The following is a 24,761-nucleotide window of genomic DNA, read 5'->3' on the forward strand; positions in this document are numbered from 1 at the left end:
ATATGGAAAATATCTTAAATTATAATATTCAAGATTTAGAAAAATATATGACCAAAGTTGGTGAGAAAAAATTTCGTGCAAGCCAAGTATTTAAATGGATCTCTAACGGAATTGACTCTTGGGATAAAATGACCAATATTAGCAAAGAACTTTCAAAAAAGCTGGAGTCCGATTTTTATATCGGATTACCAGCTCCAATTTTAATTCAAAAGTCAGCAATTGATGGAACGATTAAGGTATTATTTCAGCTTTTGAATAATGAAAATAGATTGAGTGAAGAAAATATAGAATCAGTTTATATGAAATATTCCTATGGAAACACAATATGTATTTCTTCAGAGCTTGGTTGTAAGATGGGATGTAAATTTTGTGCATCAACCAAGAATGGCTTAATTAGAGGTTTGAGCAGTGGCGAGATGTATGGGCAAGTCCTTTCAATAAATAATTTAACAGGGGAAAAAATCAACCATATAGTTGTTATGGGAATCGGTGAACCCTTTGATAATTACGAGGAATTATCAAAATTTATAAGACTTATAAATAATCCTAAAGGATATAATTTAGGGATGAGAAATATTACAATTTCGTCATGTGGAATAATTCCTTATATAGATAGATTTGCTCATGATTTTCCTCAAGCAAATCTCGCAATTTCACTTCATGCACCTAATGATGAAATAAGAAAAACTATAATGCCCATAGCTAATAAATATATGATTACAGATCTTATTGATGAATGTAAAAAGTATACGCTAAAGACTCATAGAAGAGTTACATTTGAATACGCATTGATAAGAGGAATTAATGATAGCATTGAAGATGCTAGAGAATTATCAAAGCTATTATCTGGAATCTTATGTCATGTGAATCTAATACCACTTAATGATGTCGATAATACCAATTTAAATGCTTCCAAAGAGGTTAGTATTTATAATTTTAAAAAAGTTTTAGATAATAATTCGATACCTGTCACTATTAGAAGAAAGCTCGGCTCAGATATTGATGCAGCCTGCGGACAGCTTAGAGCGAGAAAAGGAGTATAAAATAATACTTGATTTAAATATTTAATTAAGTTATCATAACAAAAGAAAATCAAATATAGAAATTAAGCGTCTTCAGGGCAGGGTGAAATTCCCGATCGGCGGTAAAGTCCGCTAGCGATTAGCATGAACCGGTTAGATTCCGGTACCGACAGTATAGTCTGGATGGAAGAAGATAATAATATTATTATTGTTATGCCCTGAGATTATCTCTGGGCATTTTTATTTAGTAATTTTTATAATAATTTATATTAAATCTATTAATATTATCTTAGATTAATTAGATAAAAATATATGAGATATATAAGAAAATTATAATTAATATTTTAGGTAATTAGTATGAATATAGATAACGAATCAATGAATATAGACAATGAATCAAAAAATAAAAATGATGAAAAATATATGAGGCGGGCTATAGAAATTGCCAAAAAAGGAATTGGATGGGCTAATCCCAATCCTCTTGTTGGTGCTGTTATAGTAAAAAATGACAAGATAATCGGTGAAGGGGCTCATCTTAAATATGGCTCACTTCATGCAGAAAGAAATGCCATATTATCAGCAAAAGATAATTTAGAGAAAGATGATAATATAGATTCTATAGAGGGTTCAACTATCTATGTTACCTTGGAACCATGCTGTCATTATGGCAAGACGCCACCATGCACAGAGGCGATTATTGATAATAAGATTAAAAGGGTTGTCATAGGCTCAAGAGACCCAAATCCCAAGGTTTCAGGCAAAGGTGTCAGGATATTAAGAGAAGCAGGAATTGAAGTAATAACGGATTTTTTGAAGGAAGAATGTGATGCACTTAATGATATTTTTTTCCATTATTTAAAAAATAAAAGACCTTATGTCCTAATGAAATATGCGATGACAGCAGATGGAAAAATAGCCACATCAACTGGCAAATCAAAATGGATTACATCTGCTTTGGCAAGAGAGTATGTTCAGGAGATAAGACATAAATATATGGGGATAATGGTTGGAATAGGAACGGTTTTAGCTGATGATCCATTATTAAATTGTAGAGCAAAAAATATCTCAAATCCAAGGCACCCTATCAGAATAATATGTGATAGCAATCTTAGAATTCCTATCGATTCAAATATAGTAAAGACAGCTTCAAGATATGAAACAATTCTTGTTATTGCAGATAAAAATTTAAATATGGGCGAGGTTGTGGCAGAGGATATTAAATTAAGCACAACTGAAAAAGGAGAAAAACTTAATTTCCTCTTAGATAAAAAAATTAAGATACTAAATATTTTTGATAAAAATAACACTAGGATTGACCTAAATTCCCTTATGAAATATTTAGGTGAGGGAGGAATGGATAGCATTCTTCTTGAAGGTGGAGGAATACTTAATGAAAGTGCATTAGAATCAGGAATAGTAAATGAGATAATGTCTTTTATTTCACCCAAAATTTTTGGGGGAGGAGGCAAGAGCCCGGTATCTGGGAATGGTATAGATGAAGTGAGTGACGCAATAAAATTAAGTATAAAAGATATTAAAATGATAGGAGATGACATTCTTACCTGCTATTATGTGGGCAGAAAGGAGAAATAATGTTCACAGGAATTATCGAAGAAATTGGCAAAATCAATTCTTTATCATTGAATGGAAATTCAGGGGTAATAGATATAAAAGCGAAAAAAGTTCTTGAAAAGACAAGGATAGGAGATAGCATTGCAGTTAATGGAGTATGTCTTACAGTTACAAAATTAAAGACAGATGGGTTTAAAGCAGATGTTATGCCGGAAACTATTAATAGAAGCAATCTTCATTTTTTAGAATCGGGTTCATTTGTAAATCTAGAGCGTGCGATGCCTGCGGACGGCAGATTTGGAGGGCATATTGTATCAGGACATATTGATGGGACTGGAATGATAGACGAAATATATAGAGACGAAAATGCCATAAGAATAAATATAAAAGCAAAGAAGAGCATATGTAATTTAATAGTTGAAAAGGGTTCAATTACAATCGATGGCATAAGCTTGACTGTTGCTTCGGCAGATGAGAATAGCTTTCAAGTGTCGATCATACCTCATACAGGAGAGGAAACTACCTTGACTAAGAGAAATATTGGAGATTATGTTAATTTAGAAACTGATATTTTAGGTAAATATGTTCAAAAATTGCTTTTAATGAGCACTGAAAAGAAAGAAGATGAAGAAGGTAAATTGACTATAGAATACCTTAAAGAAATGGGATTTTAAGAAATGGAGAAGATGATGACAAAGGAAAAATATAATTATAATACAATAGAAGAAGCTCTAGAGGAATTGAAAGCAGGTCGAATGATTCTGGTTACTGATGATCCTGATAGAGAGAATGAAGGTGATTTAATTTGTGCTGGTGAGTTTGCAACTCAAGAAAATATGAATTTTATGGCAACCCATGGCAAGGGACTTATATGCACCCCTATGAGTGCTGAAGTTGCAGCAAGATTGGGGCTTCCACCGATGGTGTCTGAAAACACAGATAATCACGAAACAGCATTTACAGTCTCTGTCGACCATATTGAAACAACAACAGGTATTTCGGCACTTGAAAGATCATTTACTATAATGAAATGTGCTGATAGAAATACAAAACCGACTGACTTAAGGAGGCCAGGCCATACATTCCCACTTATTGCAAGATATGGAGGTGTGCTAGTAAGAAATGGACATACAGAGGCAACGGTAGATCTTCTAAGGCTGGCAGGTCTTGAGCAATGCGGAGTTTGTTGTGAAATCATGGACGATGACGGCACTATGATGAGAACACCAAAGCTTTGGGAAATGGCTAAGAAATACAATTTAAAATTTATTACAATAAAAGAACTTCAGGACTACTGCCGTATTCATGAATCCCATGTTATTTGCGAAGCAGAATGTGATTTACCAACAGAGCATGGTAATTTTAAGGCATATGGTTATGTTAATAATATTACAGGAGAGCACCATGTTGCACTTGTGAAAGGCGAAATAGGGGATGGCGAAAATATCCTATGCAGGGTTCATTCAGAATGTCTTACAGGAGACACCTTCGGTTCTCTAAGGTGCGACTGCGGACACCAATTGCAAAAATCCATGGAAATTGTCAATGCTGAGGAGAGAGGTATAGTCTTATATATGAGACAAGAAGGCAGAGGTATCGGACTTATAAACAAATTAAAAGCATATGCACTTCAGGAAAAGGGAATGGATACAGTTGAAGCAAATATTGCCCTTGGATTTGAACCTGACTTAAGAGAATACTGGGTAGGAGCTCAGATTTTAAAAGATTTGGGAGCTAAATCATTAAGACTTTTGACAAATAATCCGGATAAAATATATGGCATAAGTGATTTTGGCTTAGAAATAATTGAAAGAGTGCCAATTGAAGTAAAACCTCAGAGGTATGATGAAAAATATCTAAGCACTAAAAAAACTAGAATGGGACATTTACTGGATTTGGTATAATATTATTTAATATAAAAGGAGATAAAGATGAAAAAAATTAATTTGCTAGAAGGAAAATTGGTTGCACCCGAAGGTATGAAGGTAGGAGTTATAGCAACGAGATTTAATGAGTTTATCGTATCAAAATTATTAGATGGAGCGTTAGACGGTCTTGTAAGGCATGGCGTGGATGAAGATAATGTAACTGTTGTTTGGGTTCCAGGTGCTTTTGAAATACCTACAATTGCAAACAAAATGGCTAAATCAGGGAAATATGATGCTGTAATATGTTTGGGCACGGTAATAAGAGGTCAGACAAGTCACTATGATTTGGTATGTAATGAAGTAGCAAAGGGAATAGCACAGGTATCGCTTGGTACAGGAATACCAACTCTATTTGGTGTAGTTACAACAGAAAATATCGAGCAGGCGATCTCTCGTGCAGGAACAAAGGCAGGAAATAAGGGATATGACTGTGCACTATCCGCTATAGAGATGGTTAACCTAGATAGACAGCTTTAATCTTGTAATTTAAATAATTTCTTATTTTTTTAAATCCGTTGCTTAATGCTTCGGATTTTTTAAGCGATTAAATAATATATCTTATTTTTATGTTATAATTAAATGTCATAAATAAGAAAATATTATTATATTTAATATTTCAAAGGAGATAGCGAATTAATGAAACTTTTAATTGATGGAATGGGCGGAGATAATGCACCTTTCGATATTGTAAAAGGTGCGGTTAGAGCGGCAAAAGAAATTGAAGATAAAATTTTAATAATAGGTAGAGAAGATGAAATATTAGACTGTCTAAATAAAGAAAACTGGACGGGAGAAAATATAGAAGTTATCAATGCAACTGAGGTAATAAATAATGATGAATCGCCTGCTATGGCAGTAAGAAAAAAGAAGGATTCAAGTATATCTAAGGGAATGAAACTTCTTAAAGAAGGTGCTGCTGACTGCTTTATTTCAGGTGGAAGCACTGGAGCACTCCTTTCAGCCGGTTTATTTACCTTAGGAAGAATTAAAGGAGTTAAAAGACCCGCTATAGCCAGCTTTTTCCCAAGACTCGACAATGATTTACCGCTCCTTCTAATTGACTGCGGTGCAAATGTTGAAAGCAAACCCGAGTATATACAGCAAAATGGTATTATGGGAAGTATATTTATAGAAAAAGTACTGGGTATAAAAAATCCAAGTGTAGCCTTATTAAATGTAGGTGCTGAAGATGAGAAGGGCGATGATTTACATAAAGAGGCATTTCAATTATTGAGCAAATCAAATATTAATTTTAAAGGTAATATTGAAGGTCGTGATGTAATTTTTGGTAGCATTGATGTAGTTGCAACTGATGGATTTTCTGGAAATATTTTCCTCAAGACATCTGAAGGCACAGCACTTGCACTTTTAAAAGCTATAAAAGATAAGCTTACTGAAACTAAGACTTCTAAGCTGGGAGCACTAATGGTTTATAAAAAATTAAAAGGGCTTAAAAAAGATTTCGACTATAAAGAGGCAGGAGGAGCTCCTATATTAGGACTCAAAGGACCCGTCTTAAAGATTCATGGAAGCTCTGACGATTTTGCCATATATAATGCCTTATTAAAAGCAGCAGATTATGTAAAAGCTGATGTAAGCCATGAAATAGAAAAAGCGATAGAAAATTTCTCTGGTAAGGAGGCAGTTGATGGAGAGTAGAAGTTATTCAACGCTTCAGCAGAGAATTGGATATAAGTTTAATGACCTAGAAATTTTGAAAAACGCTCTGACTCACAGTTCTTACGCAAATGAGGCAGGCCTGCCTTTTAATAAAAATAATGAAAGACTTGAGTTCATAGGAGATGCGTATTTAGATGCTTTTATAGGTATAGCACTGTTTGAGCTCATGCCAAAGGTTAAAGAGGGAGTTCTTTCAAAACGAAGGGCTGATATAGTCTGTGAAAAGTCTTTATCTCAGGTAGCAAAAGAAATTGGACTTGGTGAGTTTATTCTTCTTGGAAAGGGCGAAGATCAGGGTGGAGGAAGAAATAAATCATCTATTCTAGCAGACACAGTTGAGGCAATTATAGGGGCTATTGTAATAGATGGAGGAGTCACTGAAGCTGAGAGAGTAGTTCTTGACCTCTTTAATCAGTATATTTTATTATCAGTTCAGGGAAGACTCAATCAAGATTATAAATCCATGCTTCAGGAAATTTTGCAAGAGAGATATAAAAATATAAGGATTGAATATAAAGAAGTATCAGAAAAAGGGCCGGATCATGCAAAGGAATTTGTCGTTGCTCTTATTGCAAATGATAAAGAGCTCGGCAGGGGAAAAGGTTCGAGCAAAAAAGAGGCTGAGCAAAATGCTGCAGGCAATGTAATTAAAAGCATTAATCATAAGAATGTATAAGAGAGGGTATTATAGTGCTATTTAAAAAAATATACATGAATGGGTTTAAATCATTTGCTGACCCTGTAACAATAGAATTAAATGATGGCATAACTTGCGTTGTCGGTCCAAATGGTACAGGAAAAAGTAATATTTCTGATGCACTTAGATGGGTACTTGGGGAGCAAAGCCCAAAACAGCTAAGAGGTGGGAAGATGGAAGAAGTCATCTTCGCTGGAACTAGGACTAGAAAACCCAAGGGAATGGCAGAGGTAACTTTAACAATAGATAATTCTGATAAATCTCTTCCTATTGAATATAACGAGGTTGCAGTTACCAGAAGAATGTACCGCTCTGGAGAAAATGAATATATAATCAATGGAAATCAGTGCAGACTTAGAGATATTCGTGAATTATTCATGGATACAGGTATTGGAGTTGAGGGATATTCAATAATAGGACAGGGAAAGATTGCAGATCTAATTAGCACAAAACCTGAAAATAGGCGTGAAGTTTTTGAAGAAGCTGCCGGCATTGTTATGTATAAATCAAGAAGAGCTGAGGCGGAGCGAAAACTCAAAGATGCCGGAAACAATTTAGAAAGAGTTAGAGATATTATCTCAGAAATTGAAGGTAGGATTGACGGATTAAGACAGGATTCAGAAAAGGCAAAAGAATATATCAAGCTTCGAGATAGGTATAAATATCTTGAAATAAATATTATCATTCACAATATCGAGGGAATTGATAAAAATCTTTCATCATCCGTGGCTTATTTAGAAGAGATGAGGGAGACACTTTTAAAGAATACAAGTGAATTAAGCGATATTGGCATCGAATTAGATAGAATTAGAAATAGAGAAGATGAAATAAATGATGATCTTGAAGAATCAAATGCCTTACTAATAAAAAATATTAATGAATTAAATAGATTATGTAATAGAGGTGAACTCGATAGTGCGAGACTTGTTCAGCTGGATAAAGATATTGATAGATTAAAAAATTTAATAAAAGAAAATAATGAAAAGCTTAAACTAGAGCAAGAAAAATTTAATGAACTTCAAAAAAATGAAATTAAGATAGATGATGATTTAAAAAAAGATAAAAATAGAATAGAAGAAGCTTTAAATTTAAATGAGGAACATAAGACAAAATTCGAAGATATAAATAGACAAATTGATTTCAATAACAACGAAATAATTGATTTAAACAATGAGTCAATAAAGAAAAAAGCAGAGATTGGCGTCTTATCTAACTATTTAACAACCCTTGAAAGTAGAAAAAATGAAACAATAAATGATTATAAGTCAAAAGATGATAATTTAAATTCAACTAGGATTGAATTTGAAAGAATTGATAATGAATTAAAATCTAAGATAGATGAAATAAAAGATAATGAAGAAAAATTAAATAGGATCAATGATGAAATAGTTAGAACTTCTGAAATCAATAAGGATTTGGAAGAAAAAATCAAATTAAATATTGAGAGTAAAAATATCAAGGAATCAAGAAAAAATACGCTTAATGAGCTTGAGGATAGATACGAAGGATATAATAATGCTGTTAAAGCTCTCATGAATAATACATCAACTGGCATAATAGGAACAGTATCAGATTTAATTTCTGTACCTGATGGATATGAACTTGCAATAGAGACGGCACTTGGAAATCAAATGCAGAGCATCATATGTGATGATGACGATTCAGCAAAAAATGCGGTTAAATGGTTAAAAAGTTCAAGAAATGGCAGAGCAACATTTTTGCCTGTTAAATCCATATATGGACAGCAATTTAATGCCAATGATGAGATAATAAGTTCATCAGGATATTTAGGAATAGCATCTAATATCATATCATATGACAAAAAATATAAGAATATAATGGATTATCTTTTAGGACGAATTATCATAACTGAAAAATTAGAAGATGCAATTAAATTATCCAAAAAGAATATTAAAGCGAGCAGAATAGTCACACTTGAAGGTGAAGTTATAAATATGAGCGGTGCCATAACAGGCGGAAGATATAAACATAAAACCGTAAATTTTTTGGCGAGAAAAAAAGAAATAGAATCTCTATCTCTAGAAATTAAAAAATTAAAAATAGAAGAAAAGAATTTTATAGAAATGCTGTCTTCTAATAGGGAAGATGTAAAAAAATTAAAAGAAAATAGAGTTAATATATATGAAATTCTTAAAAAAATGGAGATAGATAAGAATGTGCTATCAAATGAATTTGAACATATCAATAAACTTTTGAAAAATAAGAAAGAGTCTGATGATAAATTTGATAGAAATATTAGAAATATCGAAGGAGATATAAATAATACCAATAATCTAATTAATAAATATCAGGAAGAAATTAAAGAATTTGAAAATAAAGCACAGGATATAAGCACTGAAACAGACTTTCTTTTAATAGAATCAGAGAAATACAAAGAGATTATAGAAAAAGAAAATGAGGAAGTGCTTGATATTCACCTATCATTAAATAATAATCAGAATAAAAAGCTTGCAAACAACGAGCTGATTGAACAGATAAGAGATAAAATGACTGATTATGAAGATATAATAGATTCTTCAAATGAAGAACTAAGCTCATTTACAAGAGAAAAAGAGATATTAAGCGGAAATAGTGAAAATTCAGATGACAAGATAAATGAATTAAAATTGTTAAAAATTAATTTGGAAGATAAAATATCTTTAGCAACTGCTCAGCTTGAAGAAAATAAGGATAGTTATAAAACTTATTTAAAAAAGCAGGAAGATATTAATCTTGAAGTAAACAAATTGCAAGATGAAATCCACAAGGCGGATATTAAGCTAGCAAAAAATGAAACAATTAAAGACAGTCTTAAGACAAAGCTATGGGATGAATTTGAAACTTCATATGCAGAAGCTTCCGACTTAAAAGATGAAAATATAAAGATTACTACTGCAAGCAAAGAAGCAAAAGATGTTAAAACAAGACTGGAAGCCTTGGGAGATGTGAATATAGGTTCAATATCAGAATATGAGAAGGTAAGCAAAAGATATGAATTTATGACAGCTCAGGAAATAGATACTCTTGAAGCTATAAAAGAGTTAAATCAAATAATAAGTGGAATTGAAAAGACAATCAAAATTAGATTTAAGTATAATTTTGACAAGGTTGTCCTCAATTTTGAAGAGATGTTCAAAAAACTCTTTGGGGGAGGAACTGCTGAGTTACGACTTGAAGATGAAACAAATCCGCTAGAATCAGGCATTGATATTATTGCACAGCCACCTGGGAAAAAATTAAAGAATATCAATCTGATGTCAGGAGGAGAAAAGACGCTTATTGGTGTTGCCTTGATGTTCGCAGTCCTAAAGGCAAAACCAACACCATTTTGTATTTTGGATGAGGTTGAGGCTGCACTTGACGAATCAAATATTGAGAAATTCGGCAATTGTTTAAAAAGTTTCAAAGATATACAATTTGCGATTATAACACATCAAAAGAAAACTATGGAGCATGGAGATGTTTTATATGGAGTAACAATGCCTGAGCAGGGAATATCCAAATTGCTATCACTTAAATTATCAGAGAGGACTGAATAGATAAATAAAATGAGTATATTTAATGAAAAAGGAACACTTAGAAAGATAGGGGAAAGGCTAACAGATATTCTTGTCAACAATCCAAAGATAGATGAGAATCTTATGGATGATATTGAAGAAGCCTTGGTTATGTCTGATATTAACCTCGATACTACTGAAAAGATAATGGAAATGCTAAGGCATGACATTAAAGTTAAATATATAAAAGATTCTGAAGATGTTAAAAAAGCCTTAATTGAGATAATATCAAAGCTTATTGATAAGGGCGAAAGACAAAAACTTATAGATGAATATCCTCTGATTATTTTAGTTATTGGTATAAATGGCGGTGGCAAGACAACTTCAATTGCAAAATTAGCAAAGAAATTTAAAGATGAAGGAAGAAGCGTTATACTTGCAGCTGCAGACACTTATAGGGCTGCAGCATCTAAACAACTTGAAGAATGGGGCAAAAAAGTTGGTGCAAGAGTAATTAAACATAAGGAAGGAACTGACCCCTCAGCTGTAATTTATGATGCAATTCAAGCGTCTAAGGCTAATAAGACGGATGTCTTAATATGTGATACTGCGGGTAGACTTCAAAATAAGACAAATCTGATGAAAGAACTTGAGAAGATGAACCGCGTAATTGATAGAGAATATCAGGAAGCAAAAAGAGAAACCTTACTTGTCATAGACGCGACTACAGGTAAAAATGCAATAAATCAAGCTGAAGAATTTAATGATGTTGCCGAGTTAACAGGCATGATAATTACAAAATTAGATGGAACAGCACGAGGAGGGATAGCTATAACAATTACCGACCAATATGATATACCAATAAAATATGTTGGAATTGGAGAAGGAATGGACGATCTAATCGAATTTATTCCCAAGGACTTTGCAGGAGGAATTTTTGATGAGTAAACCTGTACTTGCGATTATAGGTAGACCAAATGTGGGTAAGTCTACATTTTTTAATAAAATTATAGGCGAGAGACGAGCTATCGTTGAAGATACTCCCGGTGTAACAAGAGATAGAATTTATGCTGAAACTGAATGGAATGGAAAACCATTCGCCATAATTGACACAGGAGGAATAGAACCAAACTCAGAAGATCCAATTCTTTCTCAAATGAGAGAACAAGCTGTTATGGCTATGGAAATGTCAGATGTCATTTTATTTATGGTTGATGGTAAAGATGGAATTACAACTGCTGATTCTGAGGTTGCCTCAATGCTTAGAAGAACCGGAAAGCCGGTAATCCTTGTTGTAAATAAGGTTGACAACATGAAAAAGGGTTCCGACAATTTATATGATTTTTATGAACTCGGGCTCGGCAATCCAGTGCCAATAAGTTCTGTAAACATGCTTAATTTTGGTGATCTCTTGGATGATATTGTAGCTTCATTTCCAGATGATGAATATGATGATAATGAGAGCGAGATAAAAATTGCTATTATAGGAAAACCAAATGTTGGAAAATCATCACTTGTAAATGAACTAACAAATAAAACGAGGGTCATTGTCTCTAATATAGCGGGTACTACAAGGGATTCAATAGATATGCCTTTTGAATACAAAGATTCTAGATATACCCTAATAGATACAGCAGGTATAAGAAGAAAGAGCAAGGTAAGTGAAAACATAGAGAAGTATAGCGTTATAAGGGCAATATCAGCAATTGAAAGATGTGATATATGTGTCCTTATGATAGATGCAGAGTCAGGGATAACTGAGCAGGATAAGAAAATTGCAGGCGTTGCACACGAAGCTGGTAAAGGACTTCTGATAGTAGTTAATAAGTGGGACTTGATTCAAAAAGAAACAAATACCATGAGAGATTATGAAAAAATTATAAGAAGTGAACTGCTATTCGCATCATATGCTCCTGTGCTATTTATCTCAGTATTGAAAAGAAGAAAGATATATGATGTAATAGAAATCGCAAAAAAAATTCAAGACAATAGAACGCGTCGCATTTCGACAGGACGGCTTAATAATGTAATTGAAGATGCAATTATGATGAAACAACCTCCGTCTGATAAAGGAAAGCGACTTAAGATATATTACACAAGTCAGATAGGCACAATGCCACCACTTTTTTCTTTTAATATTAATTCTAGAGATTTAGCCCATTTCTCATATATGAGATATTTGGAAAACAAGATAAGAGAAGCTTTTGATTTTGAAGGAACATCATTAAAATTCATATTTAATGAAAAACGCGAGGGTAGATAGATATGTCTAAAGAAATAATTGTAATTTTTAACAATATTGCGAGCTATAATAAGGATCAATATTTGTTGCTTATCTTATCATTGCTAATATCTTATTTGATAGGATCTATTTCACCTTCTACAATAATTTCTAAATATAAGGGTATTGATATAAAGAATTCAGGAAGTGGTAATGCAGGGACAACAAATGTACTTAGGCTTTTGGGTATTAAGGCGGCAGTTATAACTCTCGGTATCGATATTATAAAAGGCATGATTGCTGTTAAAGTAGGAATGGGATTAGTAGACTTTAATACTGCAGCCCTCTGCTCAATTGCTGTTGTATTAGGGCATATATTTCCTATCTTTTACAAATTTAAGGGAGGAAAAGGCGTTGCAACTGCTTTTGGAGCCGTACTTATGATTAACTGGCCATCAGCACTTGCAGCACTTATATTGGTAATTCTAACTGTTGGCATTTCAAAGAAGATGTCGCTTGGTTCTCTTATTGGTGCTATATCATATCCATTACTAATATTATTTTATTTTCCAAGATTTTTTATATTTGGAAGCATTCTTGCACTGACTTTAGTTTTAACACACATATCAAATATCAAGAGATTAATAAAAAAAGAAGAAAAGGCTATATCTGTAGCAAATCCAGAAGAAACAAAGGATATTAAAGATATAAAAGATAGCAATAATATAAAAGAATTAAAAGAAGATTCAGAGCTAAATAAAGAAGTTAATAAAAATAATAAAGAAGATAGCATTGCAAAAGTTACTGATGAAAGCAGTAACAAAGCAAATGACGAAGATATACCTAAGAATTATTTTGATGAAAAAGCAGTTCCAAATCTTAAACCTAAAGATAAGAGAAAAATTGCCTTTATCGGAATTAATAAATATCTATTATCACTTGCAAATATAATGGCATATAATGGACATAATGTTATGGTCTTTGGAGAAGATAGAGAGCTTATTTCAAACCTTAGGGATACTAATATGCTAGAGAATGAATTTCCAGACATAAAGCTTTCTTCAAGGATACAATATACTTATCACATTATGACCGCTGCAAATAAAAGGCATATCATAGTCATAAATGGAAGCTATGAAAAATTGAAAGATTTACTTAATAAACTCTCAAAGAAAGCAGATAAAAATACTCTTATAATTAATTTAATAGATAATAACGATTGTAAAAATATTACTGAAGAAGAAGTTAAAAAGATTATGAAAGATAACCCTTATTTAGAGCTATCTTATAAAGGTGACTGCAAGGACTTAATTATGAATAAAAAGGCTGATTTATTCGTAATTGAAGATGATGGTGAAAACATCAATGAGGTCATTAAATCACTTGGAAGCCAAAAGATTAATATTATATCTAAGGAAGTAGGCTCTAAGAACTAAGGAATTTTTGAAGGAATATGCAAAATGAAAAAATATAATATAATCACCTACGGCTGCCAGATGAATGAGCACGATTCAGAAAATATTGCAGGAATGCTTGATTCAATGAATTATATATATACCGATAATCCTCTTGAAGCAGACCTTGTTGTTATGAACACCTGTAGTATAAGGGAACACGCCGACAAGAGGTTTTTTGGTATGCTTGGGCAGTTTAAAAATATAAAGAAAAATAATAGAGATTTTATACTTTGCATATGTGGTTGTATGCCTCAACAGGATAGAATTGTTGAAGAGATAAAAAATAGCTTTTCATGGGTAGACATAATATTCGGAACTCACACAATAGGTGAATTTCCAAATCTATTAAAAAAAAGATTAGAAACAGGAAAAAAGCAAATCTCAATCGTGGGTGATAGTAGCAAAATATGCACTTTTGAAAACACAAGAAGGCTTTTTAAACACAAGGCTTTGGTTAATATAACCTATGGTTGCAATAATTTTTGCACCTATTGTATTGTTCCATATACAAGGGGAAGGGAAAAAAGCAGATCCCTTGATGATGTAGTAAGAGAGATAAAATCTCTTAGCGAAGATGGAGTAATAGAAGTAACTTTGCTCGGACAGAATGTCAATTCATTTAAGGATATAAATGGAAATGATTTTTCAGATCTGATTAGGGAAGTTAATAAGATAGATAGAATAAAAAGAATTAGATTTATGACTTCACATCCAAAGGATATATCAGATAATTTGATAGAATGTTATAGGGACTGTGAAAAACTATGTAAACACATTCACCTTCCGGTTCAATCAGGAAATAATGAAATTTTAAGAAGAATGAATAGGCATTATGATGTAGATAGATATAAGGAGATAATTCTTAAACTTAGAAAAGTATGCCCTGATATTGCAATATCTACAGATATAATTGTTGGATTCCCTGGAGAAAGCGATGATGAATTTAAAGATACATTGGATCTCATAAAAGAAGTTCAGTTCGATAGTGCATTCACATTTATATATTCGCCAAGACCGGGTACACCAGCAGCAGATTTTGATAATCAAATTCCTGATAAAATTAAACATGAAAGATTCGACAGGCTTACAGAAATTGTCAATGAATCTTCACTAAGAAAAAATAAGATGCTCGAAAATAAAATTGTTCCAGTCTTAGTTGATGGTAAAAGCAAGAGAAATAATAAAATGTGGACTGGAAGAAGTGAAGATTTTAAGCTAATTAATTTTTTCAGTAAAAGAGAAAATTTAACAGGGGAAATAGTACCGGTCTTGATAGATGAAGCTAAGACATTTAGCCTTGATGGCAGAGAAGATATTTCCTAAAATATGGAGAAATACATGAAAAAATCAATAAATTTTTTACCTCTAATAATATTAGCCATTTTATTAATAAGCAATTTAAATCATGGGATTTTAAGCAATCCTAAGGGATATATAATTAATATGATATTAATCCTACCAGGCATAGTAGTCGGTGTTACTTTTCACGAATTTGCTCATGCTTTTGCTTCTTCAAAGCTTGGAGATCCTACTCCCAATATGCAGGGAAGGCTTACTTTAAATCCTGCCGCACATTTTGATTTATATGGGTTAATATCTTTGATATTCTGCGGTTTTGGCTGGGGAAAACCTGTACAGATTAATAATAGATATTATAAGTCTAAGAGGAGAGATGAGTTAGTTGTTTCGATAGCAGGTGTTGCTATGAATCTATTTTTGGCTTTTCTATTTTCTATTATTTTAAAAATTTGGTTTAAATTTAATGGAAGTTTAATTATGAAGCCTGATTCACTAATAGGAATTATCTCAACTATTCTTATGGGAATTATATCAATTAATATTATTTTGGCAATTTTTAATCTGCTCCCAATTCCGCCTTTAGATGGTTTTTCAATATTGAATAATTTATTTAATTTAGAAAAATACGATTGGTATTATAAGATATATAACAATGGGTTTATAATACTTCTGCTTCTGCTTGTAACAGGCGTAGTAAATTTTATAATATCTCCGATTTCTAGTTCATTAAATTATTTATTTATATATAAAATAGCAGCTGGACTATAATTTATTTTTTTTAGGAGGAAATATGAACGAAAAAAAACCAAATGCTAAAGCGTTGCTTCCGATATTAGTTTTTCTTCTGATGTACCTAGGCAATGGAATTTACTTTGAATATATTAAGCCGATTGAAGGTCAGATGGGTTTTTATATAATGTCGGTTGTAGTAGCTTTTGTAATTGCTTTAGTTGTTGCACTTCTTCAAAATAGAAAGCTTAGTTTTGAAGAAAAGATCAATATATGTGCAAAAGGAATAGGGGATTATAATATTACAATAATGTTGCTAATCTTTTTGGTAGCAGGGGCGTTTAGTGGTATAGCAAGTGCTGCGGGTGGAGCGTCAAGTACAGCCAATATGCTTTTAAATATAATACCACCGCAGTTTGCTATGCCAGGTTTATTTATTATTGCTTGTTTAATCTCAATGGCAATGGGTACAAGCGTTGGTACTATTACGGTTATAGTTCCAATAGCAGTAAATGTTGCTATGGCTACAGGTCTTAATATGTCAATGTGCGTTGCAACTGTTGTAGGTGGTGCGATGTTTGGAGACAATCTAAGCTTTGTTTCTGATACAACAATTGCTGCAACAAATACTCAGGGAGTTGAGATGAAAGATAAATTTCGCACAAATTTTAAAGTGGCACTTCCTGCAGCTATTCTAACCTTGATTATCCTAATTTTTATTTCGCTTGGAAAAGATTCTGTATCACTTGAACATTATGATTTTAATATATGGCAGGCAATTCCATATTTTATTGTCTTGATAGCAGCTATTATTGGAATTAATGTATTTACTGTCCTATGCTCTGGTACAGTATTATTCTTTATAGTAGGTCTCGCAACTGGCTCTTTAAGTATACACAGTGCATTTATGGCAATGGGTGATGGAACATCAGGAATGTTTGAGACTATGATAGTAACGATACTTGTTGCATCAATAGGTGCTCTGATGAGAGAAAATGGTGGTTTTGCATCTATTCTAAATTTTATAAAAAAATATTTTCATGGAGAAAAGGGTGGAAAATTTGGAATAGGTATACTCACAATGCTGATGGATATAGCAACTGCAAATAATACAGTAGCTATCGTTCTAGCCGCTCCAATTGCTAGTGAGATTAGAGATGAGTATGATATAGATCCAAAAGAGACAGCATCTTTGCTCGATACATTTTCTTGTATAGCACAGGGCATTATACCTTATGGAGCACAGCTCTTAATAGCTGCAGGGCTTACAAAAGGTGCAATATCATCCCTGAATATAATTCCATATCTCTATTATCAATTCCTATTACTTATTTGCGTATCACTATCCATAATATTAAAAAAGAAATCAGTTAAAAAATAAAAAATAATTAATTGATAATATTATTAGAATATAATTAATAAAATCCTGCAGATTTTGCAGGATTTTTAGATAAAAAATTTTTATTAATAAAGGTTGACAAAAGAATTAAACCAATGTATACTTAAAAAGCGTTAGGTAGTAAAAAACTTAACGAGATAAATATGTAATATTTACCTTCAAACTTAACGAATCTTTAAATATTATCCTTATAATTTTTCTAAAAAATAGCTTGAAGAATTCTTCAAGCTATTTTTTATATTTATTAAATATATTCATTTAATATTATTAATTAGTAATTTATATTAAAAATAATTAATAATTGTTTTTTTATATATTTATCTGTTTTTTAATAGCATTCTTACGATTATTATATAATTCTGCAGTTGCAGTAAATAAAACATCAGAGGAGGAGTTAAGTGCTGTTTCGCATGAGTCTTGAATTACTCCACATATAAAGCCAACTCCGACAACCTGCATTGAAATATCTGCAGGAAGTCCAAATAATGAACAAGCTAGAGGTATAAGAAGCAATGAACCGCCAGCTACTCCAGATGCTCCAGCAGCACTTAGAGCAGTTAAAAATATTAAAAGTACTGCCGATGGAATATCTACCTTTACGCCCATGGTGTTACAAGCAGCAAGAGCCATTATAGCTATAGTAATCGCTGCTCCAGCCATATTAATTGTTGCACCAAGAGGAATTGAGATAGGGTAGGTATCGTTATCAAGACCAAGGTCTTTACACAATTCTAGGTTTACAGGGATATTAGCTGCTGAACTTCTTGTAAAGAAAGCAGTAACTCCGCTTCTTCCTAGAGTTTTAAATACAAGCGGGTATGGGTTAATTCTAGCTGTTATAAATACTATTAAAGGGTTTACTATTAGAGCTACAACAAGCATTGTTACTACCAATAATAGAATAAGAGAAGCATATTTCTTTAATGCTCCTAAGCCACTAGTTGATATAGAGTTAAAGACAAGACCCATAACTCCAAGAGGTGCAAATCTTATTACCCATCTTACACACATAGTAATTGCATCTGAAAATTCTACAATAATATTCTTTGTCGATTCTGAAGCTGGTCTAAGTGCAACACCTATTATTAATGCCCATACCAGAACGCCGAGGAAGTTAGCATTACTAATTGCAGTAATAGGATTATCTACCATATTAAATAAAACAGTAGTAAGAACAGAAACTATTCCATCAGGTGGTGTAACTTGCTCTGCACTATTTGCTAAAAGTAAGGTCTGAGGGAATAAGAAACTACCGACAACAGCTACAAAACCTGCTGAAATAGTACCGACAACATATAAAACAATTACAGTTTTCATATTTGTTTTTACACCTGATTTATGCCTCGCAATAGCAGCCATAACAAGTATAAATACCATTAGTGGTGCAATAGCTTTTAATGCACCTACAAATAGATTTCCAAATATTGATAAAAAAGATAGCTGTTTGGGTAGAGCGATAGCACAAATAATACCGATTAAAAGCCCAATAGCTATTTGTAAAATAAGGCTTAACTTATTCCACGCGTTAAAAAGTGATTTCATGTTTTCCTCCAAAATGTTCTAATTAATAAATAATATAGGTTGCAATAATAATTACATATGTTATCACATTATCATCGCATACCTATCACATGGGAGATATTTTACATCAAGATTATTAATATATCAATACAATAAATATAAAAAAATTTTGTTATTTTACATAGTTTAAAAGCAAATAAAAAAATATAACACATAAACATCACAATATTTGTTAGCACTCTACATAATTGAGTGCTAAAATACAGATACTGAATTATAATTAATAAAATATAAATAAAATCTTTTGAATAAAATTTAAAAATAATATTTTGAAATAAAAATTAAAATTTAAAATCAGAAATTTAAATTAGAAAGAATTTATGGAGGTAAGCATATGAATATTGATAAATATACAGAAAAAATGCAAAAAGCTCTATTAGATGCTCAGAACTTAGTATCGTCACTCGGTCAGCAAGAGATAACGGCAGATCATTTGCATTATGTAATAATTGATGATGTAAGTGGTCTTATTCCAAAACTTCTTGTATCGATGAATGTTGATACCAATGAATATAAAATAGAACTAAAGAATATAATCGAGAAGAGACCCTCAGTCAGTGGTACTTCGGCACAAATTTATATGTCACAGGATTTAAGTAATGTTTTAACTAATTCTGAAAAAATAGCAAAAGAATTCGAAGATTCTTATGTAAGTGTGGAGCACGCTTATCTTTCAATTTTAAATAATGAAAAATTAGAATCTGCAAATTTAATAAAAAAATTCGGTATATCTAAAGATAACTTTATCAAGGCTTTAAAAATGGTGAGAGGGAATCAAAAAATAAATAATCAAAACCCAGAGGACACCTATGATGCTTTAAAAAAATACGGAATAGACCTTGTTGATTCAGCTAAAGCTGGGAAAATTGATCCTGTTATAGGTAGAGATAAAGAGATCAGAAGGGCAATTGAAATATTGTCAAGAAGAACGAAAAACAACCCTGTTCTCATAGGTGAGCCGGGCGTAGGAAAGACTGCTGTTGTTGAAGGACTAGCACAGAGAATTGTAAATGGTGATGTCCCAGAAAATTTAAAAGATAAAACTATTTTTAGCCTTGACATGGGTGCATTAATTGCAGGAGCAAAATATAGAGGCGAATTTGAAGAAAGACTAAAAGCGGTTCTTAATGAAATAGATAAAAGCAATGGCCGTATTATTTTATTTATAGATGAAATACATAATATAGTAGGAGCTGGAGCAACCGAAGGGTCTATGGATGCTGGTAATCTTCTAAAGCCTAAGCTAGCAAGAGGAGAGCTTCACTGCATTGGTGCTACAACACTCGACGAATATAGAAAATATATAGAAAAAGATGCGGCTTTGGAAAGAAGATTTCAAAAGATATTGGTTGATGAACCTAGCGTTTTAGATACAATATCAATTCTAAGAGGATTAAAAGAAAAATTCGAAATTCATCACGGAGTTAGAATAACGGATAATGCCTTGATTGCTTGCTCAGTTCTAAGCAACAGGTATATTTCAGATAGATTTTTACCAGATAAGGCTATAGACCTTATGGACGAAGCGGCTTCAAGAGTAAGGACCGATATTGACAGTATGCCTTCAGAACTAGACGAAGTTTCAAGAAAGATAATGCAACTTAAGATAGAAAAAGAAGCTCTTTCAAAAGAAGAAGATGATGATAGCAAGATGAGAATGAATTTGATTGAAAAAGAACTTGCTGAACTTATCAGTGAAAACGATTCTCTTATGGCTCAGTGGAATAATGAAAAAACCAATATTCAGGCATTAAAGGATAAGAAAAAAGAAATTGAATCTATTAGACATAAGATGGAAGAGGCTGAAAGAAATTATGACCTTGAGATGCTTGCTAGACTTCAATATGGTGAACTTCCAAAGGCAGAAAAAGAGCTTGAAAGCCTAAAGGAAAAAATAGAAGAAATTAATAAGAATGGTACCTCTATTATAAAAGAGGAAGTTGGAGAAAACGAAATTAGAGATGTCATATCTGATTGGACCGGTATTCCTGCTTCAAAATTAGCAGAATCAGAGAGGACTAAACTTCTCAATCTTCCTGAAATTTTACATAAAAGAGTAATTGGTCAAGATGAGGCAGTTGACGCAATATCAAAGGCAATTCTCCGTGCAAGAGCAGGATTAAAAGAAGAAAATAAGCCAATTGGATCTTTTGTTTTCCTAGGACCAACTGGAGTGGGAAAGACGGAACTTGCAAAAACACTTTGCAGGACATTATTTGATACTGAAAAAAACTTAATAAGAATTGATATGTCTGAATACATGGAAAAGCATAGCGTCTCAAGACTTATTGGAGCTCCTCCAGGATATGTAGGATATGAGGAAGGTGGTCAATTAACTGAAGCGGTAAGGAGAAAGCCATATAGCGTTATTCTCTTTGATGAAATAGAAAAAGCACATCCAGATGTATTTAATATACTATTACAATTGTTAGATGATGGTAGGTTAACAGATAACCAAGGTAAAACAATTGATTTTAAGAATACAATAGTAATAATGACATCTAATTTACCACATGAAAAGCTAAACACATTTTTTAGACCAGAATTTTTAAATAGGGTAGATGATATTATATTATTTCATCATCTTCATATTGATGACATTAAAAAAATTGTTGGATTAACAATTGATGGGCTTGCTTACAGATTGAAAAATAAGAAGATTAGTATTGAAATAAGCGATAAAGCTATGGAACATATGGCAAAAGAATCATATGATGAAGTATATGGTGCTAGACCTGTAAAGAGATATATTCAAACGAATATCGAAAATGAAATTGCAGGAATGATAGTACGCTCTGATGTACACGAAGGTCAGACAATTAGAATAGATGAAGATGAGGAATCAAAATTGAAATTCATCGTCAAGTAGTTTATAATTTCATCATGGATAAATTATTTAATGAAACAAATGAAAGATATTGCAAAGCAGCGAATGGCGAAGGTAAATTCTATTTAAAGACTTATTTTGTAGATGAGCCTAAGGCAGTCGCTGTTATTTTGCATGATTTAATATCTCATGGCAAAAGATATGAAGAATTAGCAGAGGCTCTAAATAAAGAAAAAATTGATGTTTTGCTTCCTGACATAACAGGGTTTGGGATGAGCAAACAAGGTCATTCAGGAGCTTTTGCAATGAAAAATGGTGGATTAGAATTTGTTCAAAGAGATATAAAGAGATTATTTAACATTTATGATAATGAAAAGGGGATATTGCCACATATTCTTATATCAGATGGTAAAACAAATATAATATCATCTCTATTTACAATGAATTATAAATCTGTTGATGCACTAATTCTTATGGGATATATGCAGCATTTTAATGTTAGCTCAGCAATGCTCGCCGCTGCTAAGAGTTTTGTTATGATGAGCGGTTATCATTCGGTATCAAATGCACTTATAAACATGACTGAGGCCCCAGCTTCACAGGGGAGAGGTGAACTTAATAAATACTACTGGATAAGTAGCCTTGAGGAAGAGATATATAAGTTTATTGAAGATGAAAACTGTGGTATTCCACTCACTGCTTCGGCATATCTCGAGATTTTTTCTGGTGAAAAACTAACCAATAAGGCAAAATGGATATCGAAATTTCCAAATTTACCAGTACTATTTTTAGCAGGTGCAGATGATATGATGGGAAATTATGGCAAATCAGCAAGAGATATGGCGAATAATTTATGGGATTCATATCATGATTTGGTTTCTATTAATATATATTCAAGTTGCCGTCATGACTTGCTTCATGACAGTCGTAAAAATTCAGTAATCAAAGACATTATAAATTGGATTAATGACATAGGTTTAGATATGGATAATGATATAGATAATGAAGCCAAATAAGTCTAAGTTACAATCGAATAATAAGTTATCGTGGATAGGGGTATCGGCAGTCTATATTGGAGTTATAATGGGTGCTGGTTTTGCTTCTGGCCGTGAATGCTGGCAATTTTTCGGAGTTTTTGGCAAACATGGGTTTTATGGCACCTTATATGTAACGATAGCTTTTTTTATTATAAGCTTTATGCTTACCTTTATTAGCTTAAAAAAGAACACAAATGATTTAGGAGAATTAATATCACCTGTAGACAATTCATTCATTAAGAGAATTATCAAGATAATATTAGCAATTACATATTATTCTATGATTATTGCAATGACAGCGGCAGGAGGTTCACTCTTAAATCAACAATTTGGAATAAATAAGGCAGTAGGCGGAGCTATAATTGGAGTAGCTGTTTTGATAACAATTCTTGGTGATTTTGAAAGAATTTCAATGATTTTTAAATATATTGAACCAGTTATGATTACAATAGCATTAATAACAATAATTTCTATAATATTTAATAAAGATATATCGCAAAGTGGTAATATATCAGGATTTGAAATAAGTAAAATGACTCCTAATTGGATTATTAGCAGTATGCTATTTGTGAGTTTTAACAGTCTTGGAATGATAACTATAGCTTCAGACGCAGCTTTAAATGCAAAAGATAAGAAAAATGCTTTTTGGGGAGCTGGTATTTCAAGCATATTGCTAGGTTTATTAACAATAATTCTTTTATTTGCACTTCAAAAAGATATGACATTTTCAGATTCTTTAGATATGCCAATGTTAGGATTCTCAATGAAAATTAATAAAATTTTAAATATATTATATGCTACTATACTTTGTCTTGGTGTTTATTCAACGGGTTCAGGCACATATTACGCTTTTGGTAAAAGTATACCTGAGTCTAAGCTAAAAAAACCTATATTGATATTTGGAATCTTAGCTGGATATGTAGTTGGTTTGACTGGGTTTAAAAAAATTGTTTTATACTTATATCCAATTCAAGGTTATCTTGGAATAGTAATATTGGTACTAATATTTTTAAACTTTTGTAAAGAGCTTAGAAATAATAAAATTTAGAAATATCTAGACATTCTCCTGAGCTTTGACTGGTTCATATGATATTCCATAGCTTTTTTACCTGCATGAACATTGTGATTTTCAAAAGCATCAAATATAGCCTTATGTTCATTTAATATCGTATTTAAGTAATCTTCAAAGATTATGCGTGGGGGAGTGCTATATTTTAAATATATTTCATAAGTTGAAAGAGCTTGGCACAGCATTCTATTTTTTGTCCCATCATAAATCGTATTATGAAAAATTGAATTAAACTGCATCACCTTTTCTGCATCATTTTTTATGGTATAAAATTCCATAAATTCGATTGTTTCTCTCAGCTTATCAATTTCATCATCGCTCATTCTTTCTATTGCCCATTCAACTGCTTGCACTTCAAAAGTGCATCTTAAATCAAATAAGTCGCTAATATCTCTTACAGTTAAAGCATTTATATAAGCTCCTCTGTTAGGAATGTTGTCGATTAAACCATCAGCTTCAAGTTGTTTGAATGCCTCTCTTACAGGGGTTCTACTGACATTATATCTTTCGCATACGGATTTCTCAGTTATCTTTGTATCAGAAGGTATCTTGCCTGAAAGTATGTCAATTCTTAGCGAATTAAATAGGTCATAAGCTAAAGATTTTGATCCTGTCTTATTATCAATATTTTTATTAATATTATTTTCAACATTCTTATTCATTTTGGATACCCCTTGTATTATTTTTCATCGATTTTAAATTGTATATATAAAAGCCTTTTGCATACAATAATATATCCCCATATA

19 protein-coding genes and 1 riboswitch are annotated in these 24,761 nt (G+C 32.1%); of the genes, 17 read left to right on the forward strand and 2 right to left on the reverse strand.

Features of this window, described 5'->3' with window-relative positions; genetic code table 11:
* The first annotated feature begins 2 nt into the window (after positions 1 to 2).
* The 14 genes from rlmN (at position 3) to BQ5371_RS05975 (ending at position 17,483) form a co-directional block, all read left to right on the forward strand.
* The gene (rlmN, locus tag BQ5371_RS05910; RefSeq protein WP_071132937.1) at positions 3 to 1,043 is read left to right on the forward strand and encodes a 23S rRNA (adenine(2503)-C(2))-methyltransferase RlmN; all 1,041 of its coding nucleotides are present in this window, start codon (positions 3 to 5) and stop codon (positions 1,041 to 1,043) included.
* A 64-nt stretch (positions 1,044 to 1,107) separates the two neighbouring features.
* Positions 1,108 to 1,221, forward strand: a riboswitch (FMN riboswitch).
* 158 nt (positions 1,222 to 1,379) lie between these two features.
* Complete coding sequence (gene ribD / locus BQ5371_RS05915; protein WP_083377450.1) at positions 1,380 to 2,615, forward strand: bifunctional diaminohydroxyphosphoribosylaminopyrimidine deaminase/5-amino-6-(5-phosphoribosylamino)uracil reductase RibD; 1,236 nt, start codon at positions 1,380 to 1,382, stop codon at positions 2,613 to 2,615.
* Entirely contained in the window at positions 2,615 to 3,268 is a 654-nt protein-coding gene (locus tag BQ5371_RS05920; protein ID WP_071132938.1) for a riboflavin synthase, read from the forward strand. The genes ribD and BQ5371_RS05920 overlap by 1 nt, the downstream gene beginning before the upstream one ends.
* 15 nt (positions 3,269 to 3,283) lie before the next feature.
* On the forward strand, positions 3,284 to 4,498 hold the full coding sequence (locus BQ5371_RS05925) for a bifunctional 3,4-dihydroxy-2-butanone-4-phosphate synthase/GTP cyclohydrolase II (RefSeq protein ID WP_071132939.1): 1,215 nt from the start codon (positions 3,284 to 3,286) through the stop codon (positions 4,496 to 4,498).
* 27 nt (positions 4,499 to 4,525) lie between these two features.
* Positions 4,526 to 4,999 carry a 6,7-dimethyl-8-ribityllumazine synthase gene (gene ribH / locus BQ5371_RS05930; protein ID WP_071132940.1) on the forward strand — a complete coding sequence of 158 codons (474 nt, stop codon included), beginning with the start codon at positions 4,526 to 4,528 and terminating at the stop codon, positions 4,997 to 4,999.
* Between the two features lie 159 nt (positions 5,000 to 5,158).
* Complete coding sequence (gene plsX, locus BQ5371_RS05935) at positions 5,159 to 6,181, forward strand: phosphate acyltransferase PlsX (protein WP_071132941.1); 1,023 nt, start codon at positions 5,159 to 5,161, stop codon at positions 6,179 to 6,181.
* On the forward strand, positions 6,171 to 6,878 hold the full coding sequence (rnc, locus tag BQ5371_RS05940; RefSeq protein ID WP_071132942.1) for a ribonuclease III: 708 nt from the start codon (positions 6,171 to 6,173) through the stop codon (positions 6,876 to 6,878). The genes plsX and rnc overlap by 11 nt, the downstream gene beginning before the upstream one ends.
* Before the next feature lie 14 nt (positions 6,879 to 6,892).
* The gene (gene smc, locus BQ5371_RS05945; protein WP_071132943.1) at positions 6,893 to 10,438 is read left to right on the forward strand and encodes a chromosome segregation protein SMC; all 3,546 of its coding nucleotides are present in this window, start codon (positions 6,893 to 6,895) and stop codon (positions 10,436 to 10,438) included.
* Positions 10,439 to 10,447: 9 nt separating this feature from the next.
* Positions 10,448 to 11,344 carry a signal recognition particle-docking protein FtsY gene (ftsY, locus tag BQ5371_RS05950; RefSeq protein WP_071132944.1) on the forward strand — a complete coding sequence of 299 codons (897 nt, stop codon included), beginning with the start codon at positions 10,448 to 10,450 and terminating at the stop codon, positions 11,342 to 11,344.
* Complete coding sequence (gene der / locus BQ5371_RS05955) at positions 11,337 to 12,659, forward strand: ribosome biogenesis GTPase Der (protein ID WP_071132945.1); 1,323 nt, start codon at positions 11,337 to 11,339, stop codon at positions 12,657 to 12,659. Before ftsY ends, der begins: the two co-directional genes overlap by 8 nt.
* 2 nt (positions 12,660 to 12,661) lie before the next feature.
* Entirely contained in the window at positions 12,662 to 14,053 is a 1,392-nt protein-coding gene (gene plsY, locus BQ5371_RS05960) for a glycerol-3-phosphate 1-O-acyltransferase PlsY (protein WP_071132946.1), read from the forward strand.
* A gap of 24 nt (positions 14,054 to 14,077) precedes the next feature.
* Entirely contained in the window at positions 14,078 to 15,397 is a 1,320-nt protein-coding gene (miaB, locus tag BQ5371_RS05965) for a tRNA (N6-isopentenyl adenosine(37)-C2)-methylthiotransferase MiaB (protein ID WP_071132947.1), read from the forward strand.
* A gap of 15 nt (positions 15,398 to 15,412) precedes the next feature.
* Complete coding sequence (locus BQ5371_RS05970; protein ID WP_083377452.1) at positions 15,413 to 16,141, forward strand: site-2 protease family protein; 729 nt, start codon at positions 15,413 to 15,415, stop codon at positions 16,139 to 16,141.
* Positions 16,142 to 16,163: 22 nt separating this feature from the next.
* A complete protein-coding gene (locus tag BQ5371_RS05975) occupies positions 16,164 to 17,483 on the forward strand; it encodes a Na+/H+ antiporter NhaC family protein (RefSeq protein ID WP_071132948.1) in 1,320 nt (439 codons plus the stop codon).
* Between the two features lie 327 nt (positions 17,484 to 17,810).
* Here the strand turns inward: BQ5371_RS05975 and sstT are convergent, their stop codons facing one another.
* The gene (sstT, locus tag BQ5371_RS05980; protein ID WP_071132949.1) at positions 17,811 to 19,043 is read right to left on the reverse strand and encodes a serine/threonine transporter SstT; all 1,233 of its coding nucleotides are present in this window, start codon (positions 19,041 to 19,043) and stop codon (positions 17,811 to 17,813) included.
* A 373-nt stretch (positions 19,044 to 19,416) separates the two neighbouring features.
* Between sstT and clpB the strand changes: the two genes are divergently transcribed.
* The 3 genes from clpB to BQ5371_RS05995 are packed head-to-tail and all read left to right on the forward strand — an operon-like array spanning position 19,417 to position 23,994.
* Complete coding sequence (clpB, locus tag BQ5371_RS05985) at positions 19,417 to 21,951, forward strand: ATP-dependent chaperone ClpB (protein ID WP_071132950.1); 2,535 nt, start codon at positions 19,417 to 19,419, stop codon at positions 21,949 to 21,951.
* Positions 21,952 to 21,965: 14 nt separating this feature from the next.
* Complete coding sequence (locus BQ5371_RS05990) at positions 21,966 to 22,925, forward strand: serine aminopeptidase domain-containing protein (protein ID WP_071132951.1); 960 nt, start codon at positions 21,966 to 21,968, stop codon at positions 22,923 to 22,925.
* Positions 22,912 to 23,994, forward strand: a complete 1,083-nt coding sequence (locus BQ5371_RS05995) for a YkvI family membrane protein (protein ID WP_135354797.1) — start codon at positions 22,912 to 22,914, stop codon at positions 23,992 to 23,994. Before BQ5371_RS05990 ends, BQ5371_RS05995 begins: the two co-directional genes overlap by 14 nt.
* Here the strand turns inward: BQ5371_RS05995 and BQ5371_RS06000 are convergent.
* On the reverse strand, positions 23,991 to 24,677 hold the full coding sequence (locus tag BQ5371_RS06000; RefSeq protein ID WP_071132953.1) for a GntR family transcriptional regulator: 687 nt from the start codon (positions 24,675 to 24,677) through the stop codon (positions 23,991 to 23,993). The genes BQ5371_RS05995 and BQ5371_RS06000 overlap by 4 nt on opposite strands.
* Positions 24,678 to 24,761: the final 84 nt, after the last annotated feature.

It is taken from the genome of Alterileibacterium massiliense, from assembly GCF_900104645.1.
Lineage (GTDB): Bacteria > Bacillota > Clostridia > Peptostreptococcales > Anaerovoracaceae > Alterileibacterium > Alterileibacterium massiliense.

Excerpts from the sequence above, each read along its gene's own strand:
- rlmN (WP_071132937.1), top strand. The coding sequence starts at position 3 with ATGGAAAATATCTTAAATTATAATATTCAAGATTTAGAAAAATATATG.
- ribD (WP_083377450.1), top strand. The coding sequence starts at position 1,380 with ATGAATATAGATAACGAATCAATGAATATAGACAATGAATCAAAAAAT.
- BQ5371_RS05920 (WP_071132938.1), top strand. The coding sequence starts at position 2,615 with ATGTTCACAGGAATTATCGAAGAAATTGGCAAAATCAATTCTTTATCA.
- BQ5371_RS05925 (WP_071132939.1), top strand. The coding sequence starts at position 3,284 with ATGACAAAGGAAAAATATAATTATAATACAATAGAAGAAGCTCTAGAG.
- ribH (WP_071132940.1), top strand. The coding sequence starts at position 4,526 with ATGAAAAAAATTAATTTGCTAGAAGGAAAATTGGTTGCACCCGAAGGT.
- plsX (WP_071132941.1), top strand. The coding sequence starts at position 5,159 with ATGAAACTTTTAATTGATGGAATGGGCGGAGATAATGCACCTTTCGAT.
- rnc (WP_071132942.1), top strand. The coding sequence starts at position 6,171 with ATGGAGAGTAGAAGTTATTCAACGCTTCAGCAGAGAATTGGATATAAG.
- ftsY (WP_071132944.1), top strand. The coding sequence starts at position 10,448 with ATGAGTATATTTAATGAAAAAGGAACACTTAGAAAGATAGGGGAAAGG.
- der (WP_071132945.1), top strand. The coding sequence starts at position 11,337 with ATGAGTAAACCTGTACTTGCGATTATAGGTAGACCAAATGTGGGTAAG.
- plsY (WP_071132946.1), top strand. The coding sequence starts at position 12,662 with ATGTCTAAAGAAATAATTGTAATTTTTAACAATATTGCGAGCTATAAT.
- miaB (WP_071132947.1), top strand. The coding sequence starts at position 14,078 with ATGAAAAAATATAATATAATCACCTACGGCTGCCAGATGAATGAGCAC.
- BQ5371_RS05970 (WP_083377452.1), top strand. The coding sequence starts at position 15,413 with ATGAAAAAATCAATAAATTTTTTACCTCTAATAATATTAGCCATTTTA.
- BQ5371_RS05975 (WP_071132948.1), top strand. The coding sequence starts at position 16,164 with ATGAACGAAAAAAAACCAAATGCTAAAGCGTTGCTTCCGATATTAGTT.
- sstT (WP_071132949.1), bottom strand. The coding sequence starts at position 19,043 with ATGAAATCACTTTTTAACGCGTGGAATAAGTTAAGCCTTATTTTACAA.
- clpB (WP_071132950.1), top strand. The coding sequence starts at position 19,417 with ATGAATATTGATAAATATACAGAAAAAATGCAAAAAGCTCTATTAGAT.
- BQ5371_RS05990 (WP_071132951.1), top strand. The coding sequence starts at position 21,966 with ATGGATAAATTATTTAATGAAACAAATGAAAGATATTGCAAAGCAGCG.
- BQ5371_RS05995 (WP_135354797.1), top strand. The coding sequence starts at position 22,912 with ATGAAGCCAAATAAGTCTAAGTTACAATCGAATAATAAGTTATCGTGG.
- BQ5371_RS06000 (WP_071132953.1), bottom strand. The coding sequence starts at position 24,677 with ATGAATAAGAATGTTGAAAATAATATTAATAAAAATATTGATAATAAG.